This window comes from Halomonas llamarensis (assembly GCF_023555005.1).
Lineage (GTDB): Bacteria > Pseudomonadota > Gammaproteobacteria > Pseudomonadales > Halomonadaceae > Vreelandella > Vreelandella llamarensis.
The window spans coordinates 102,365-115,993 of record NZ_JAMJPJ010000006.1 but is presented as its reverse complement, the minus strand read 5'-3'; the positions used below and the strand labels follow the sequence as shown (position 1 = coordinate 115,993).

The window sequence follows — 13,629 nt, the reverse complement described above, 5'->3', positions numbered from 1 at the left end:
TATCTTTCACACGGCTGCATTCATGTATCAGCGTTAACTGCCAGCTTAGCGAAAGCGTCGCTGGGCGAGCAAGTGACGCACGAGCGGCGCCAAAATCAATTCCATCGCCAACGACATCCGCGAGCCGGGTACCACCAACGTATGCGGGCGCGACATAAAGGCACCCTGGATCATCGCCAACAGCCATGGGAAGTCGACGGTTGACGGGTCTCGAAAGCGAATCACCACGAACGACTCGGAATCGGTGGGAATGTCCTGCACCTCAAAGGGATTAGAGGTATCCACCGTCGGCACGCGCTGAAAGTTGATATGTGTACGCGAAAACTGCGGCTGAATGTAGCGCACGTAGTCATCCATACGCCCCAAAATGGTATCGATCACCGCTTCCTGCGAGTAGCCGCGCATCTTGGTATCGCGGTCAATTTTTTGAATCCACTCCAAGTTCATGGTGGGCGCCACGCCGATTAACAAATCCACATGGCGGGCAATATCGAACTCAGGCGTCACCAGCCCGCCGTGCAGGCCTTCGTAGAAGAGCAAATCCGTGCCGCAAGGCAGTGACTGCCACTCGGTAAACGTGCCTACCTGATAGCCGGCTTCGATCTTCTGCTTATCTTCGGCGTGGATGTAGTGGCGAAACTGCCCAGTGCCGTGCTCGCCGTACTCGATAAAAAGCCCTTCGAGCCGGTCGAGCAGGTTGGCTTCCACGGCGAAGTGCGAGAGCTGATCTTTACGCTCGGGCTCTTCGCGGAACATGCGGTGAAGCTCACTGCGGGTATAACGGTGAAACGCGTCCCCATCCACCATCGCCGCGTGCACGTCTTCCCGCTGAAACATGCGCTCAAAACTGCGCCGCACTGTGGTCGTACCGGCACCGGACGAGCCGGTCACGGCAATGATGGGGTATTCGCGGGACATTAGCGCTCACTCACCTTGGATTGGGCGCTGGCAAGCGCCTGTGTCACTGCCTCGGGGATGGCAACAGGCCGCCCTTGTGCCGGGTCGATCAATAGCAAATTGAGCCGCGCGGTTGCCACTACCTGTTCGCTATCCTGCTTGAGAACGCGGTGGTACACCGTCAGTGCTTTGCCCGCTGGCATCGGCACGGCGGTTTCGACCACTAACATGTCGGGGCAGTGCGCTTCGCTTTGGTACTGGACGGCGAGATCCACCACCACGCTAGGGTAACCGGCAAGGTCCCACTCGGGCAGATCCAGCGCCAGCAGTGCCTGCAGGCGTGCTTCGTGCAAAAGCGATACCAGTGCATCGTGTCCGAGATGGCGGCCGTAATTCATATCGGTCACCCGCACCGCAAGCGGATGACGGTGAATCAATGCCTCACCGGGAAAGTCGAGCGTTACGCGCTCCATAGCGGTTTCCTTTCGTTGGTTGTGCGATACCAGACCTTAATCGCGGGCTTGCTCGCGTGCAATCGCGCGGTAGCCGATATCGCGCCGATATTCAACGCCTTCCCAGTTAATTGCGCTAACGCCTTGATACGCTTGCTGCTGCGCGTCTGATACGCTTTCCCCCAAGGCGGTCACGCATAACACGCGCCCGCCAGCGGTGGTGACGTCGCCCGCGTTGGAAAGCGTCGTGCCGGCATGGAAGACTTTACAGCCACGCTTTTCGGCGGCGTCGATACCGTCAATCACATCGCCTTTGCGGTAGCTTTCCGGGTAGCCACCGGCGGCCATCACTACGCCAACGGCGGAGCGGTGATCCCACTCGCAGGCTTTCCCCGCCAGATTGCCTTGGGCGCCAGCGAGGCAAAGCTCGGTAAGGTCCGAGGTTAAACGCAGCATGATCGGCTGGGTTTCCGGGTCACCAAAACGGCAGTTGTACTCGATCACCTTAGGGTTGCCTGCGGGGTCGATCATCAGCCCCGCATAGAGAAAGCCGGTGTAGGCGTTACCCTCGTCGGCCATGCCGCGCACGGTGGGCAAAATCACCTGCTCCATAATGCGCACGTCGACCTCCGGCGTGACTACCGGCGCGGGCGAGTAAGCGCCCATGCCGCCGGTATTAGGGCCGCTATCGCCGTCATAGGCGCGCTTGTGGTCTTGGCTCGTGGCCATGGGCACCACGTTTGCGCCGTCCACCATGACGATAAAGCTCGCCTCTTCGCCATCCAAGAATTCCTCGACCACCACCCGTGCGCCAGCATCGCCAAAGGCGTTGGCTTCGAGCATGTCGCGAATGGCGGCTTCGGCGTCAGCTTCGGTCATCGCCACGATCACGCCCTTACCCGCCGCGAGGCCATCGGCCTTGATCACAATCGGCGCGCCTTTCTCGCGCAGATAGGCAAGCGCTGGCTCGACAGCGGTAAAGGTTTGGTAATCGGCGGTCGGTATTTGGTGGCGGGCAAGAAAGTCTTTCGTGAAAGATTTAGAGCCTTCTAGCTGCGCGGCCGATTGCGTGGGGCCGAAGATGGTAAGCCCTGCGGCCTGAAAACGGTCGACCACGCCTTCCACCAGCGGTGCTTCCGGCCCCACCACCGTTAACCCCACCGGCGCTTGGGTGGCGAGCGCCACCAAGCCATCAAGGTCGGTGGCGGCAACATCGACGTTGGTGAGCTTCGGCTCCATCGCGGTGCCAGCGTTGCCCGGCGCGACCAGCACTTCCTCAACTTGCTCAGACTGCGCCAGCTTCCACGCTAGCGCATGTTCGCGGCCACCGCCGCCGATCATCAAAACCTTCATGCTTATCCTTTCACTGGGTAGGCTTTTACTGGATGGAGCCACGTATCACGTGAGTGATACGCATTATGCCATAGCGCTTGCGATAAGCGTGCGGTGCTAGCTTAGCTAACGGGCTTATCGTCGGTTTTTTCTGGTGTGTCGGGTTTATTGCTTTTCTCGGTTGTGTCTTCTTCGTCAAAGGGCGGGCCGGTCTGGTTAAAGGTTTTCTGCCAAAAACGCATGTTCTCTTCGGCCAGCTCCCGCATGAACTCCATGGGCGAGTGACGCATCGCTTTCTGCCACTGATCCTGCATGCGTTGTTGCTGCTCCATCATCAGCTGCGTGCCCTGCTCCAGGTATCGCGCCAGCGGGAGCGGCGAGGACATGTCATACACGCGAATCAGCTTCGCGAGCAGATCGTTGGAGAAAACTTCCGCCTCACTATCGGCCTGCTCCTGCTCGATAATGATCGAAAGCAGAATCGTGCGGGTGATGTCTTCGCCGCTTTTGGCCTCCTCCACCCGGAAGGGCGCTTCGTCTAAAATCAGCTGACGCAAACCTTCTAGTGTGACGTAGCGACTTTGCTGCGTATCGTACAATCGGCGATTGGCATACTTACGAATCACGCGCACGGCGACTCTCCTTAAAACACGAAAAAAGCTGTTATTCTCTTGACCGCTATTGTGCCTGCCCTGTGCTGCCATGCAAGCGCAGCGCTCGGCTCGTCAGCCACCACGCCCCAGTAGAGCATAAACAACCGCATGAATTTGATTTTATTAGACCCGCAAGACACGAGCACGCAACACCGTGTGATTATTCGCGACCCTCGACGTTTACGCCACTTGAAAGAGGTTCACCGCGCAAAGCCCGGCGCTCGCCTGACAGTGGGGCTAGAAGGGGGGCTTATGGGCACGGCAACGCTCACCGCACTGGATCACGAACACGCAAGCTTCACCCTGGAGGCGCTAGACACCCCACCGCCCCCAGCGCTGCCGGTACATTTGGTGCTAGCCCTACCGCGCCCGCGGATGCTGGCTCGTACGTTGGAGCATGTCACTGCCCTCGGTGTTAAAGACATCACGCTGTTGCATACCAAGCGCGTGGAAAAAAGCTATTGGCAGTCGCCGGAGCTGACACCCGAAAAAATGCATCAGCACTTGATTCTCGGCCTTGAGCAGGCCAAAGATACCGTGCTGCCCACGGTGACGCTGCGTAAAGGGTTTCGCCCTTTTGTTGAAGACGTACTGCCAACGCTGCTCACCGGGCGGCGCGGGCTGCTCGCTCACCCCGGTATGGCGAATGCATGCCCGCGCGGCATGACATCGCCGACGCTGTTACTGATCGGCCCAGAAGGCGGCTTTATCGAGTGGGAGGTGGAAAAACTGCTTGAGGCGGGCTGCGAGGGCATGCACCTTGGCCCTCGCATTTTGCGGGTCGAAACCGCCGTAACGGCGCTACTAGCGCGTCTTTTTTAAGCCGTTAGCCAGCATTAATCGCTGGATTTGTGGGGCCAGCGTAAAACATGGCGGCTGGAAACGTGTGTTATTGGCGATTTTTCAATCGTGATAAAAGCGCCTGGGTGGCAAAGCCGTCCGGCGTCAGGCTTTGGTCACGCTGAAACTCGCGCAGGCCGTGGCGGGTGTTCGGCCCCATAATGCCGTCAGCACCCCCAACGTGGTAACCGGCAGCATTCAGCTGGCGCTGCAGTTCACGCACGTCGTCACGTGTGAGCGGCGCCTGTTCGCGGGGCCAACGTTGCTGAACGTCGGCGCGACCGGCAATCGCATCGGCTAGCGTGCCGACCGCTAGGGCGTAACTGGTGGCGTTGTTGTAGCGCAAAATGGCGCGAAAATTCGGCCCGACCATAAACGCTGGGCCTTCTGCCCCAGCGGGCACAATGACCGCGGCACTGTCACTGTCAAAGTCGGGGAGTTCGCCGCTGACCGCGCGCACGCCCTGATCGGCCCACGCATCGCGGCTGCGACGCTCGGTTTGCGCGTAGTCGAAATTATCCGGCAGCGTGACCTCGGTGCCCCACGGCTGGCCGCGCTGCCAGCCGGCCTTAGCGAGATAGTTAGCCGTTGATGCCATCACATCGGCTATGCTGCCCCAGATATCACGCCGACCATCGCCGTCACCGTCGACAGCGTACGCTTCAACGCTTGAGGGAATAAACTGCGTGTGACCCATGGCACCGGCCCAGGAGCCGACCATCTTATCGGCGGGGATGTCGCCACTGTCGATAATGCGCAGCGCGGCAAGAAGCTCACCACGGGCAAAATCGCGTCGCCGCCCATCGTACGCCAGGGTGGCAAATGCATCGAGGGCTGAGAAACTGCCAAAGTTGCTGCCGTAATTGCTCTCGATACCCCAAATCGCCACGATGACCTCGGCAGGAATGCCGTAGCGCTGTTCCATTTGCTTGGCCGTATCGCGGTGTTCGGCGAGTTTCTCACGGCCGTTATTGATTCGCGTGCGGGAGACGGCGGTATCCAAATACTCCCAAATAGGGCGCACGAATTCGGGCTGATAGCGGTCAAGCTCGATCACGCGTTCGCGATAGTGCGCGTTATCTAACGCCTGCGTTAGTGTGCGCTCACTAATACCCTGCGAGGCAGCATAGCGGCGAAAGTTATCTCGCCATGCGCGAAAGTCGGCGTAGTGAACCTCTTCCGCCGCCTGGGTATCCACTTCGGCCATGAGGTTTTGGCCAGCGCTTTCGGCAACAGCGGGAGACCCAGCTAGTGTCAGGCTCAAAAGAAAACCCGCGAGCATGCCGCGCGGGGTGAGTAGAGGCATATAGTGTGATCCTTAGGGGGTCAGAGCATGGCCACGATGATCACCTACAATGATCGCAAACGCTAGCCCCACGCACGGCTTCCTAAGCGTATAATCATACCAATATGGGCGAGCACCACGGCAACGGTCAGCACCGAGCGCAGTAACAGGTACCAACCCGGCCAGCCTAGACGCCCTTCACGGCTTACGTCGTACGCCCACACCAACACGAAGCCAATCATTACCACCCAAACACCGGTCACGGGGCTGAGCATTAACGCTGGCCACGCGATAAGACTTGGCACCATGGCCATGAGCAAACGGCGAATGTCGCCCGAATGGCGCTGGTGGTCGGCACGCTGAATAACGGCGCCCCAGTGAACACCACCTAAAAACGACAAAATAACGGCGCCGTAATAGAGAAAACCGTACACCGCGCTCACCTGCCAGACCATTGGCCCCCAAAAGGCGACCGCGAGAGACAACCAAAAAGGCAATAGCCCCGCCAAGCCAAGTAACCAAGCCGTTTTGCCACGACTATGCAGCGTGTTTTTTGCCTTGGGTTGCAGTGAGGGCATTGGCTCTCCTTTTGCGCTTAGGGGTGAGTCGCCCTTGCGTTATCGATTAGCCAGCGCTGCCAGGCGTCGGGCTCAACCACGGGGGGTGCAAAGGACTCAGGCAACACGCGCCAGGGTTGTTGGCGCGCCAGATCACAGGGTAACTCGCCGAGCGCTGGCAGCCAATTGGCAACGTAGCAGCCTTTCGGGTCGTAGTGGCCGGCTTGTTTGAGCACGTTAAAATAGCGATCCTGGCGCGGATCACGGCCTACGCCCGCCATATAGCGCCAGTTACCCCAGTTGCTGGCCACATCGTAATCAATCAAACAGTGTTCAAACCAGGCGGCACCCAAACGCCAATCAACGCCTAAATCCTTTACCAGAAAGCTCGCTACGTTTTGCCGCGCGCGATTCGATATCCACCCCGTTAGACGCAGCTCAAGCATGGCGGCATCAACGAAGGGTAAGCCTGTGTTCCCTTCGCGCCAGGCCGTGAAATACGCACAGGGCTTAGGCAGCTCGTGTGAGCCGAACATAGCCGCGCCCTCACGCTGTGCTGCGCGATGAAAATAATCACGCCAGAGCAGCTCAAAGGTAATCCAATAGCTCGACTCGCTGCTGCCATGCTTTGCCTCCCAGGCTTTCACTTTTTGATGCACTTGACTGGGCGAAATACAACCGTGCGCCAGCCAGGGCGATAGGCGCGTAGAAAAATTTGATCCGAGCAAGCCGTTGCGAGTCTGCTTGTAAGAAGCAGGGCCATCTTGCTTGCAAACGTAATCCTCAAGGCGTTCTAAACCGGCCGCTTCTCCGCCAGCATAGGCCAGCCCTTGGCGCTCATCGGGCTGCCATGCAGCGGTAACGCCGCACACCTTTTGTAGCGCCGGAAAGCCCCGCGATGCTTCCGGCCATGGGGGTAGCGTCACCGGGGCAGGCAACGGCGCATTTAGCGTGCAGTGAGCTTCCACATGACGACGAAAAGCAGAAAAGCTGCTAGGAAGCTCCTCAAGAGAAAACGGCAACCTCTCACGATCAATTAATACGCCGCTCTCAACCACGTCTAGCTCGATATTATCAGGAAGCTCGGCCTTGAGCGCTTTTATATCGGCCGTTTCATCGGCACCGGATTGCTCAGCGACGCGTACGTACTGAGCGTTTAGCTGCTGCGCTAATACGGCCACTTCTTCTACTGGTGAGCCAATGCGTACAAGAAGATCACTACCTCGGCGCAGCAATTCTCCACGCAGCTCTATTAAGCTTTGCCATAAAAAACGCAAACGTGCCGGGCCAATACGAGCAGGCGTTTCACCGGGGAAAGGGGCTTGCAGCCAACGTTGATCCAATACATAGACACACAGAAGCTGCTCGGGCAGCTTTTCAAAGTGCAAAAGCGGATTGTCGGCTACACGTAGCTCGTTGTGCAGCCAAATGATATCTAAGGTAGGCGACATCATGCGCTCGCCTCTTTTACCCGGCGAAGCGGCTTGGCTGAGCGACGGCAACGCTCGCTGCAGTAGCGCACGTCATTCCAGCAGCGTGCCCACTTTTTACGCCAGGAAAACGGGCGATTGCAGTGGGCGCACGGTTTTTGCGGTAGGTCAGCTTTGCGTCGCATGGCATCGTCACATTGGGGATGAGAGCAAAATTAGTTCGTACAATCATTGTACGTCAACACCCTCAATAATGACAATCTTGTATAGGAATATTGCTTCAGTGGCAATAAAAACCGCCGAGTTTATCGGCAGTATGATCACTCAATGCGCGTTACGTGATGGCTCGTTAATAGCCGCCTACGCCTTTAGGCACCAAACCCAGGTTGTTTTCGACCTGTTTAACGCCGGGGGTGTTTTCAGCGGCGACTTGGACGGCTTTTTTCTGCTCGCTAGATTCGACCAAACCCCAAAGCTCCGCTACGCCATCGCTCACAATGATGCTAATTCCTGCAACGCGCACACCGGTATTGTCATCGACCTCTTTGAGTATGGCTTCGCGAATGGCACGGTCGTCACTCGGGGCTTCAGCGTTGGTCACCTCAGCGCTTGCAAGGCCTTGAAGTAAGTTGGCACGGCTAACAATACCGACCAATTTATTGCCACTGACCACGGGAGCGCGCTTAATGCGGTGCTTTTCTAGCAGACGCGCAATTTTATGCAGCGGCGTGCTTTCATCAATGGTGAAAGGGTTGGGGGTCATCACCTCGCTGGCTTTACGCCCGTGCGATTTAACGTACTCACCTGGGTCTTTTTGCCCGGCAAACAGGGAAAGCCACCAAGAGCGCTCTTCGCCGCTCTCATCTTTGACGCGACGCATCAGATCGCCTTCTGACACAATGCCGATCACTTTCAGTTGGTCATCCACAACGGGCACGGCACTAATACGGTGAGCCAGCAACAGCTTGGCAATCGCATTAACGTCGTCATCCGGACCAACGCTAATCACATCATGAGTCATAATATCGGCAGCTTGCATCTAGCATTCCTCCGCTTATTTTTGGTAAAAAGCACGTTTACTTAAAGCGTAGCTGTCTCTTGGGCGAGTTTCCATGCCCTAATCCTGCAATACCGACTACGTTGACCTGACGCATACGACTCAATGGGCTTAAGGCTCAATTTTACTTAAGGACCCATGGACATACTGCGCTGAGTTAACGCTGGCCGGGTCGACCACCGTTCGACATTAGGCGCTTGAGGCTTGCCATCTGCTGCGTGTAAAGCGACCATTGCCTGCTATTTACCCCATTGCCCTGGAGCCTGGGAATGTCGATTGCCCGTTTTTCCCCATTTGAGCTGGTGCTGCTTCAAAGCCGCAGCCAAGTGGATACGGCAACGTTGCTGCTGCTGGCGTGGGTTCTGGTTAACCGCCAACCGATTACCGAAGGCCAACGACGCCGGCGGCTCGCGCAAGTTACCGCGCCATTTCGCCACGGCCATGACATAGACCCGGTGATGGAAATTGCCCAACGCCAAGATTTGCAGGCGATTCAGCTTGCGTCAGAAGTGCTGCGCAAAGAGTGCTCGCAAGAGCGCAGCCTTAGCATTATGCATCAGGCGATTACCTTGGCGACCGACGACGGCACGCTCTCACTGGCCAATCATTATATATTACGCTTTCTTGCCGACCTTTTAGGGGTAGTACCTGAGACGCTCAGCACGTTGTTTAAAGAGCTCACCGGTGAAGCACTAAAGGCACCGGAAGATATTAGCACCGAGGCTTACTGGAAACGTCACGACCCTCAATATTATGAGCGTAAGGCCCAAGAAGCCGCCGAAAAGGAACAGGCCCAAGCGCGTGCAGAAGAAGCCGAGCGGCAGCAGCAAGCACAGCACCAAGAGCGCGAGCAGGAAAAGCAGCGCCGCCGCCAAGAGCGCGAAGAACACGCAAAAGCCAAGCGTGAACGTGCTCAGCAAGAGAAAGCGCGCCGACGCCAGCAAAAACAGCAAGATTCTCAACAGCGCCAACGTGATGATCAACGCCATCAGCAGCGTCACCAACACCACGAAAAACGCTATCAACAATACAAACCGCGTCCCCAATCGCCGCCGGATCGAACGTCGCGGGCGCTAGCAGTCCTTGGCCTTACCCAGGGCGCTAACCGAAGCGATATCCGCCGTGCCTATCGGCGTATGGCGCAACTGCACCACCCTGATCGCTTTTTCTCTGAGAGCGAGCAGCAAGTGGCGCTGGCCTCAGCGCGTTTTCAACGCATCAAAAATGCGTATGATTACTTGATGCAAACCTATCGATAAATGACGCTTAACAACAGCCACGGGTACCTAATTTGCCTATGCGTGACTTGTACCAGCGCCTAGCGCTACCCCCCCATGCTACGCCGCAGGAGCTACAAAGCGCCATTGCAGCGTGCCAACACAGCGCCTTAAAGCAAGATGCCGAAGCGGTGTTAGCCATCCCCGAGCGCCGCGAAGTCTATGATAGTACACACACAACGGTTAGCGATATTGGCCGCTTGCGTGCTCGCCTGGGGCTAACCCACGCGGCCCACTGGCAAGGCAACGTGGCTAACGACTTCTCTTTGCCACCAGATAACGCGATTTCACGCCATGATGAACTCGTTGACCGCGTCAGCCACGCCGTCACGCTGTATAACCGCTGGTGGCGCTTTCGGGGCACATGGCTATTCGTTGCCACCTTCGGGATTGGCACGTGTGCGGGACTTGCCGCTGGGTTCGCCCTGTGTATGCGCTTGTGGGCGGCTTAAGGCAGTATCGTCCGCCTCTTCCGCACCTGCTTGCGCGTCGTTTACAGTTTCGGCGCGCGCCTCCATATTGACGCTCAAGCGCGGCACGCCGAGATCGATCTTTTGTGCTTCCATGCGCTGTTTCAACAACAAGTTAAACGCCCGCGCGACGTCCCACTGCATTTCCGGCGCGGTGCGAAAGCGCATACGCAAAATCGGGCAGCCATCTTCGAAGGCATCAATGCCCTGCATCTCCAGCGGCGACCAGATATGGTGGCGCATCATCGGGTCCTGGCGTAGCGCTTGGGCGGTCTCTTGCATCAGCGTCGTCGCCGCGTCGATTTCCATATCGAACGGAATCCGAACTTTCATCAACGCAATGCCGAATTGCCGTGACATATTGTGAATCGACTCGATGCGGCTAAATGTGATGATGTGGACGACACCGTCAAGGTCGCGTAACCGAACCGTGCGCAGCGTCAGCCCTTCAACCGTTCCCATGTGGCGGTTGATTTCGACGAAATCATCTACCGCCAGCGAGTCTTCGATCAGAATAAAAATACCGGTAATCAGATCCTGCACTAAGGTTTGCGCCCCAAAACCGAGCGCTAAACCAATCACACCGGCACCGGCAAGCAGCGGAGTGACGTTAACTCCCAAGTTCGCTAGCCCGGCAATCCCGGCGATAATCAAAATCGCGACAAAAATCACGTTACGAATCATCGGCGTGATGGTCTGCGCCCGAGCCTTGTTAACGCGACGCCCGCGTGAACGGGACGAGGTAATGAGCGCACGTTGAATCGCCGTGTCCGCGATAATCCATACCAGCCATGCGAACAGTATCGTTGCTCCCAGACTCAAAAGCGCCTTTCCAATAGAGGCACTCGTGACCCCCTGCTGGCCAAGGCCAAAAAGCGACCCGCCCCACACCTGGAAAAAAAGCTCAGCAAAGACACCCCACGCACAGATATGTGCCAACACAAAACCAAAACGCTCCAAGCGCTTACGGTATTCGCTGTAGCGATGACGGCGGTGATAACGCCGTTTGCTCATACGTTCAGCATGACGACGCAAAAGGCCCGTTACCACCAGCGTAAGTACCAAGAGACTAGCGGAAACAATCGAGCGTGCCAGCGCCGTACCCACATCGCCTGCGGTGATAAAAATCGCCAGTAGCGACCCCACCACCAGCAATAGCGCCGGGATATGCCACAACCCGCCCAGCGCTCGGATAAGCTCGATGGTAGTACTAGCGTCTCGACGTTGATAATACGGACGATTGCAAATCAAATGGCGGATGGGGCGCTTAAACTTGAAGATAAACCGAATCGAAATCAGCGCGGCGATCATGTTGGCGAGTACCGATACCAGCCCGGAAAGATCATCCCCTAACATTGTGACTAGCCGATTAGAGCTAACGGCATCACCCAGCGCAATCAGCGCGCCAATCGCAAATAACGCTCGCAATGCGCGTTGTTGTAGCAAACGCACCGCCGTAAAGCGGTGGCCGCGACTAAAGAACGCGATAACAGTTTCAAAGACAACGGAGAGCGCACGCCCACAAACGCAAACGTACGCGATGACTTGTACCAACGCCCGCCCTGGACTGTGTGGCAGCAGCTGCCCCACCCCTAAAACGACGGCAAACGATAGTACCCAGGGAAGCATACGGCGCAAAAAATGTACCGCAAGCAGCCAACCGGGTGGGTCTCGGGGTAAATCATGCGGCCAACTTTGGCGGGTGGCCACTAACCGCCCCAAGGCAATCATCACCACCAATAACATCACCCAAATCACCGCCAGCACAGCGCCATCTGCCGCCGTGCGAATTAGCTCTCTCCGACTGACGCTACGACTTAATGCGTTTAGCCCTTCAACGCCGCGAGTGAGTTGCTGCGACCACTGATTGGCAGGCGAATCGCCGCCTTGTACCTGCTCACCAAGATCGGTGAGTGTGTCAGCCAATGCCCCCAACAAGCCTTGGGGCCCAATGCTCGTGTCCTGCATGGCTGCGTTCACCGTTTGCAGTTCTTTCAACGACTGTAACAGTTGCTCGCGCTGCTGCTCGTTTTCCAGCATCGTGACCACATCATCCAACGACTGCTGAAACGATGCGTTGCTGACCTCCGTGCTTTGCTCGTCACCGCTATTGAGCCCAGGTATCGAGACCAACTGCGCGGAGGCTTGCGGAGCGAGCAGGCAGAACACAAGCAGTATCCCGACCATGCCCCGCCTAATGGAGGCAGCCACATTAACTGCCGTTGTGTGCTGTCGCACGTCACTCTCCTCACTCTTGGCATTCCTCGTCAAGACGGCATTCACCGCCCTGCATCCTTCTATGATAGGCTGAGCGCTTCATTTGTTCACTTCACAGGATCTCGAGATGGCGCTGAAAACTCCACCCGCCGAGGTCAATACTGACGGCCAACCCCGCCGAGTCGGCGTTGAAATTGAATTTGCCGGCTTGCCGCCCCGCGATACGGCGCAGCTTGTCAGTGATGTATTCGGCGGTGAGCTTAACGTTGTCAGCCCCCATCGGCTACAGGTCAACGATACGCGCTGGGGCAATTTCAGTATTGAGCTCGATACCCAATACGCTCACCCGGATAGCAAAATCTTGGATGATAGCGCTTACCTTGATACGGAATGGGCGCGCCAACAGCACCAGATGCGCGTGGAATTTCACCAAAAAACCCGCGAATTGATCGGCGATATGGTGACCGGCTTGGTACCCACCGAGATTGTTTGTCCGCCAGTGCCATGGGATGCGTTACCCAAGCTTGACGAACTTTTCGAGGCCCTGCGCGAACACGGCGCCAAAGGCACGGATGCCAGCCTTCTCTACGGGTTTGGCTTGCATTTAAACCCAGAAGCCGCCGCGCTCGATGTTGACTACCTGCTATCGATGCTACGCGCTTATGTGCTGCTCGCCCCTTGGCTGCGCGAGGAGATCAACGTCGACATCACACGCGAAGTACTGCCCCACGCCAACCCGTTTCCCAAGGAGTATGCACTTAAGATTCTCGCCGCGTCTTATCAGCCTGACCTCAAGACATTGATCGACGATTACTTATACGATAACCCCACACGCAACCGTGAACTGGATATGTTGCCGCTATTTGCTCACTGCTGCCCGGACCACCCGCATAAATTGCTGCACAGCAAGCTCACCAAACCGCGCCCCACGTTCCATTACCGCCTACCTAACGCGCAGTTATCCGAGCCGAACTGGGGAGCCGTGACAGAGTGGAACCGCTGGGTCAGCGTTGAAGAGCTCGCCGCGGACAGCGACAAACTGGCCAAACGTTGCGCAGCGTACATCCGTGACCAAAATCGGCCTTTTTATATTCGCTGGCCGGAGCATATCCGCCGCTGGTGGCAACGCCGACGCCCCTAACGGGCCCTGCCCTTAACTCGC

The 13,629-nt window shown here is 57.2% G+C and carries 14 protein-coding genes; 4 read left to right on the top strand and 10 right to left on the bottom strand.

Annotated elements, in window-relative coordinates; all coding sequences use genetic code 11:
- Positions 1-45: 45 nt before the first annotated feature.
- The 4 genes from M8006_RS06085 to phaR all read right to left on the bottom strand — a co-directional run bounded on the left by M8006_RS06085 (position 46) and on the right by phaR (position 3,313).
- On the bottom strand, positions 46-918 hold the full coding sequence (locus M8006_RS06085; RefSeq protein ID WP_250080569.1) for a phosphoribulokinase: 873 nt from the start codon (positions 916-918) through the stop codon (positions 46-48).
- Positions 918-1,370, bottom strand: coding sequence for an acyl-CoA thioesterase (locus M8006_RS06080; protein ID WP_250080568.1), 453 nt, complete (start codon positions 1,368-1,370; stop codon positions 918-920). Before M8006_RS06080 ends, M8006_RS06085 begins: the two co-directional genes overlap by 1 nt.
- A gap of 36 nt (positions 1,371-1,406) precedes the next feature.
- Positions 1,407-2,702, bottom strand: a complete 1,296-nt coding sequence (purD, locus tag M8006_RS06075) for a phosphoribosylamine--glycine ligase (RefSeq protein ID WP_250080567.1) — start codon at positions 2,700-2,702, stop codon at positions 1,407-1,409.
- Between the two features lie 101 nt (positions 2,703-2,803).
- On the bottom strand, positions 2,804-3,313 hold the full coding sequence (gene phaR, locus M8006_RS06070; protein WP_250080566.1) for a polyhydroxyalkanoate synthesis repressor PhaR: 510 nt from the start codon (positions 3,311-3,313) through the stop codon (positions 2,804-2,806).
- 129 nt (positions 3,314-3,442) lie between these two features.
- Between phaR and M8006_RS06065 the strand changes: the two genes are divergently transcribed.
- Positions 3,443-4,156: a 16S rRNA (uracil(1498)-N(3))-methyltransferase gene (locus tag M8006_RS06065; protein ID WP_250080565.1), complete on the top strand. Its 714-nt coding sequence runs from the start codon at positions 3,443-3,445 to the stop codon at positions 4,154-4,156.
- Between the two features lie 67 nt (positions 4,157-4,223).
- On the opposite strand, the gene M8006_RS06060 is transcribed toward M8006_RS06065, so the two are convergent.
- From M8006_RS06060 to M8006_RS06040, 5 genes are all read right to left on the bottom strand, one after another.
- Entirely contained in the window at positions 4,224-5,480 is a 1,257-nt protein-coding gene (locus M8006_RS06060) for a lytic murein transglycosylase (protein ID WP_250080564.1), read from the bottom strand.
- Between the two features lie 62 nt (positions 5,481-5,542).
- Positions 5,543-6,037 carry a DUF3429 domain-containing protein gene (locus tag M8006_RS06055; RefSeq protein ID WP_250080563.1) on the bottom strand — a complete coding sequence of 165 codons (495 nt, stop codon included), beginning with the start codon at positions 6,035-6,037 and terminating at the stop codon, positions 5,543-5,545.
- Positions 6,038-6,054: 17 nt separating this feature from the next.
- Positions 6,055-7,467, bottom strand: coding sequence for a DASH family cryptochrome (locus tag M8006_RS06050; protein ID WP_250080620.1), 1,413 nt, complete (start codon positions 7,465-7,467; stop codon positions 6,055-6,057).
- The gene (locus M8006_RS06045) at positions 7,467-7,631 is read right to left on the bottom strand and encodes a DUF2256 domain-containing protein (protein ID WP_250080562.1); all 165 of its coding nucleotides are present in this window, start codon (positions 7,629-7,631) and stop codon (positions 7,467-7,469) included. Before M8006_RS06045 ends, M8006_RS06050 begins: the two co-directional genes overlap by 1 nt.
- A 164-nt stretch (positions 7,632-7,795) precedes the next feature.
- Positions 7,796-8,485: a CBS domain-containing protein gene (locus M8006_RS06040; RefSeq protein ID WP_250080561.1), complete on the bottom strand. Its 690-nt coding sequence runs from the start codon at positions 8,483-8,485 to the stop codon at positions 7,796-7,798.
- A gap of 287 nt (positions 8,486-8,772) precedes the next feature.
- Here M8006_RS06040 and M8006_RS06035 point away from each other — a divergent pair, with 287 nt between their 5' ends.
- Together M8006_RS06035 and M8006_RS06030 are read left to right on the top strand one after the other, a co-directional pair.
- On the top strand, positions 8,773-9,762 hold the full coding sequence (locus M8006_RS06035; protein ID WP_250080560.1) for a J domain-containing protein: 990 nt from the start codon (positions 8,773-8,775) through the stop codon (positions 9,760-9,762).
- A 38-nt stretch (positions 9,763-9,800) separates the two neighbouring features.
- A complete protein-coding gene (locus M8006_RS06030; RefSeq protein WP_250080559.1) occupies positions 9,801-10,232 on the top strand; it encodes a hypothetical protein in 432 nt (143 codons plus the stop codon).
- On the opposite strand, the gene M8006_RS06025 is transcribed toward M8006_RS06030, so the two are convergent.
- The gene (locus M8006_RS06025) at positions 10,149-12,437 is read right to left on the bottom strand and encodes a mechanosensitive ion channel domain-containing protein (protein ID WP_250080619.1); all 2,289 of its coding nucleotides are present in this window, start codon (positions 12,435-12,437) and stop codon (positions 10,149-10,151) included. The genes M8006_RS06030 and M8006_RS06025 overlap by 84 nt on opposite strands.
- 157 nt (positions 12,438-12,594) lie before the next feature.
- Between M8006_RS06025 and M8006_RS06020 the strand changes: the two genes are divergently transcribed.
- The gene (locus M8006_RS06020) at positions 12,595-13,608 is read left to right on the top strand and encodes an amidoligase family protein (RefSeq protein WP_250080558.1); all 1,014 of its coding nucleotides are present in this window, start codon (positions 12,595-12,597) and stop codon (positions 13,606-13,608) included.
- The last annotated feature ends 21 nt before the right edge of the window (positions 13,609-13,629 follow it).

Coding starts and splice junctions, on each gene's coding strand:
- M8006_RS06085 (WP_250080569.1), bottom strand. CDS start 918: ATGTCCCGCGAATACCCCATCATTGCCGTGACCGGCTCGTCCGGTGCC.
- M8006_RS06080 (WP_250080568.1), bottom strand. CDS start 1,370: ATGGAGCGCGTAACGCTCGACTTTCCCGGTGAGGCATTGATTCACCGT.
- purD (WP_250080567.1), bottom strand. CDS start 2,702: ATGAAGGTTTTGATGATCGGCGGCGGTGGCCGCGAACATGCGCTAGCG.
- M8006_RS06065 (WP_250080565.1), top strand. CDS start 3,443: ATGAATTTGATTTTATTAGACCCGCAAGACACGAGCACGCAACACCGT.
- M8006_RS06060 (WP_250080564.1), bottom strand. CDS start 5,480: ATGCCTCTACTCACCCCGCGCGGCATGCTCGCGGGTTTTCTTTTGAGC.
- M8006_RS06055 (WP_250080563.1), bottom strand. CDS start 6,037: ATGCCCTCACTGCAACCCAAGGCAAAAAACACGCTGCATAGTCGTGGC.
- M8006_RS06050 (WP_250080620.1), bottom strand. CDS start 7,467: ATGTCGCCTACCTTAGATATCATTTGGCTGCACAACGAGCTACGTGTA.
- M8006_RS06045 (WP_250080562.1), bottom strand. CDS start 7,631: ATGCGACGCAAAGCTGACCTACCGCAAAAACCGTGCGCCCACTGCAAT.
- M8006_RS06040 (WP_250080561.1), bottom strand. CDS start 8,485: ATGCAAGCTGCCGATATTATGACTCATGATGTGATTAGCGTTGGTCCG.
- M8006_RS06035 (WP_250080560.1), top strand. CDS start 8,773: ATGTCGATTGCCCGTTTTTCCCCATTTGAGCTGGTGCTGCTTCAAAGC.
- M8006_RS06030 (WP_250080559.1), top strand. CDS start 9,801: ATGCGTGACTTGTACCAGCGCCTAGCGCTACCCCCCCATGCTACGCCG.
- M8006_RS06025 (WP_250080619.1), bottom strand. CDS start 12,437: ATGGTCGGGATACTGCTTGTGTTCTGCCTGCTCGCTCCGCAAGCCTCC.
- M8006_RS06020 (WP_250080558.1), top strand. CDS start 12,595: ATGGCGCTGAAAACTCCACCCGCCGAGGTCAATACTGACGGCCAACCC.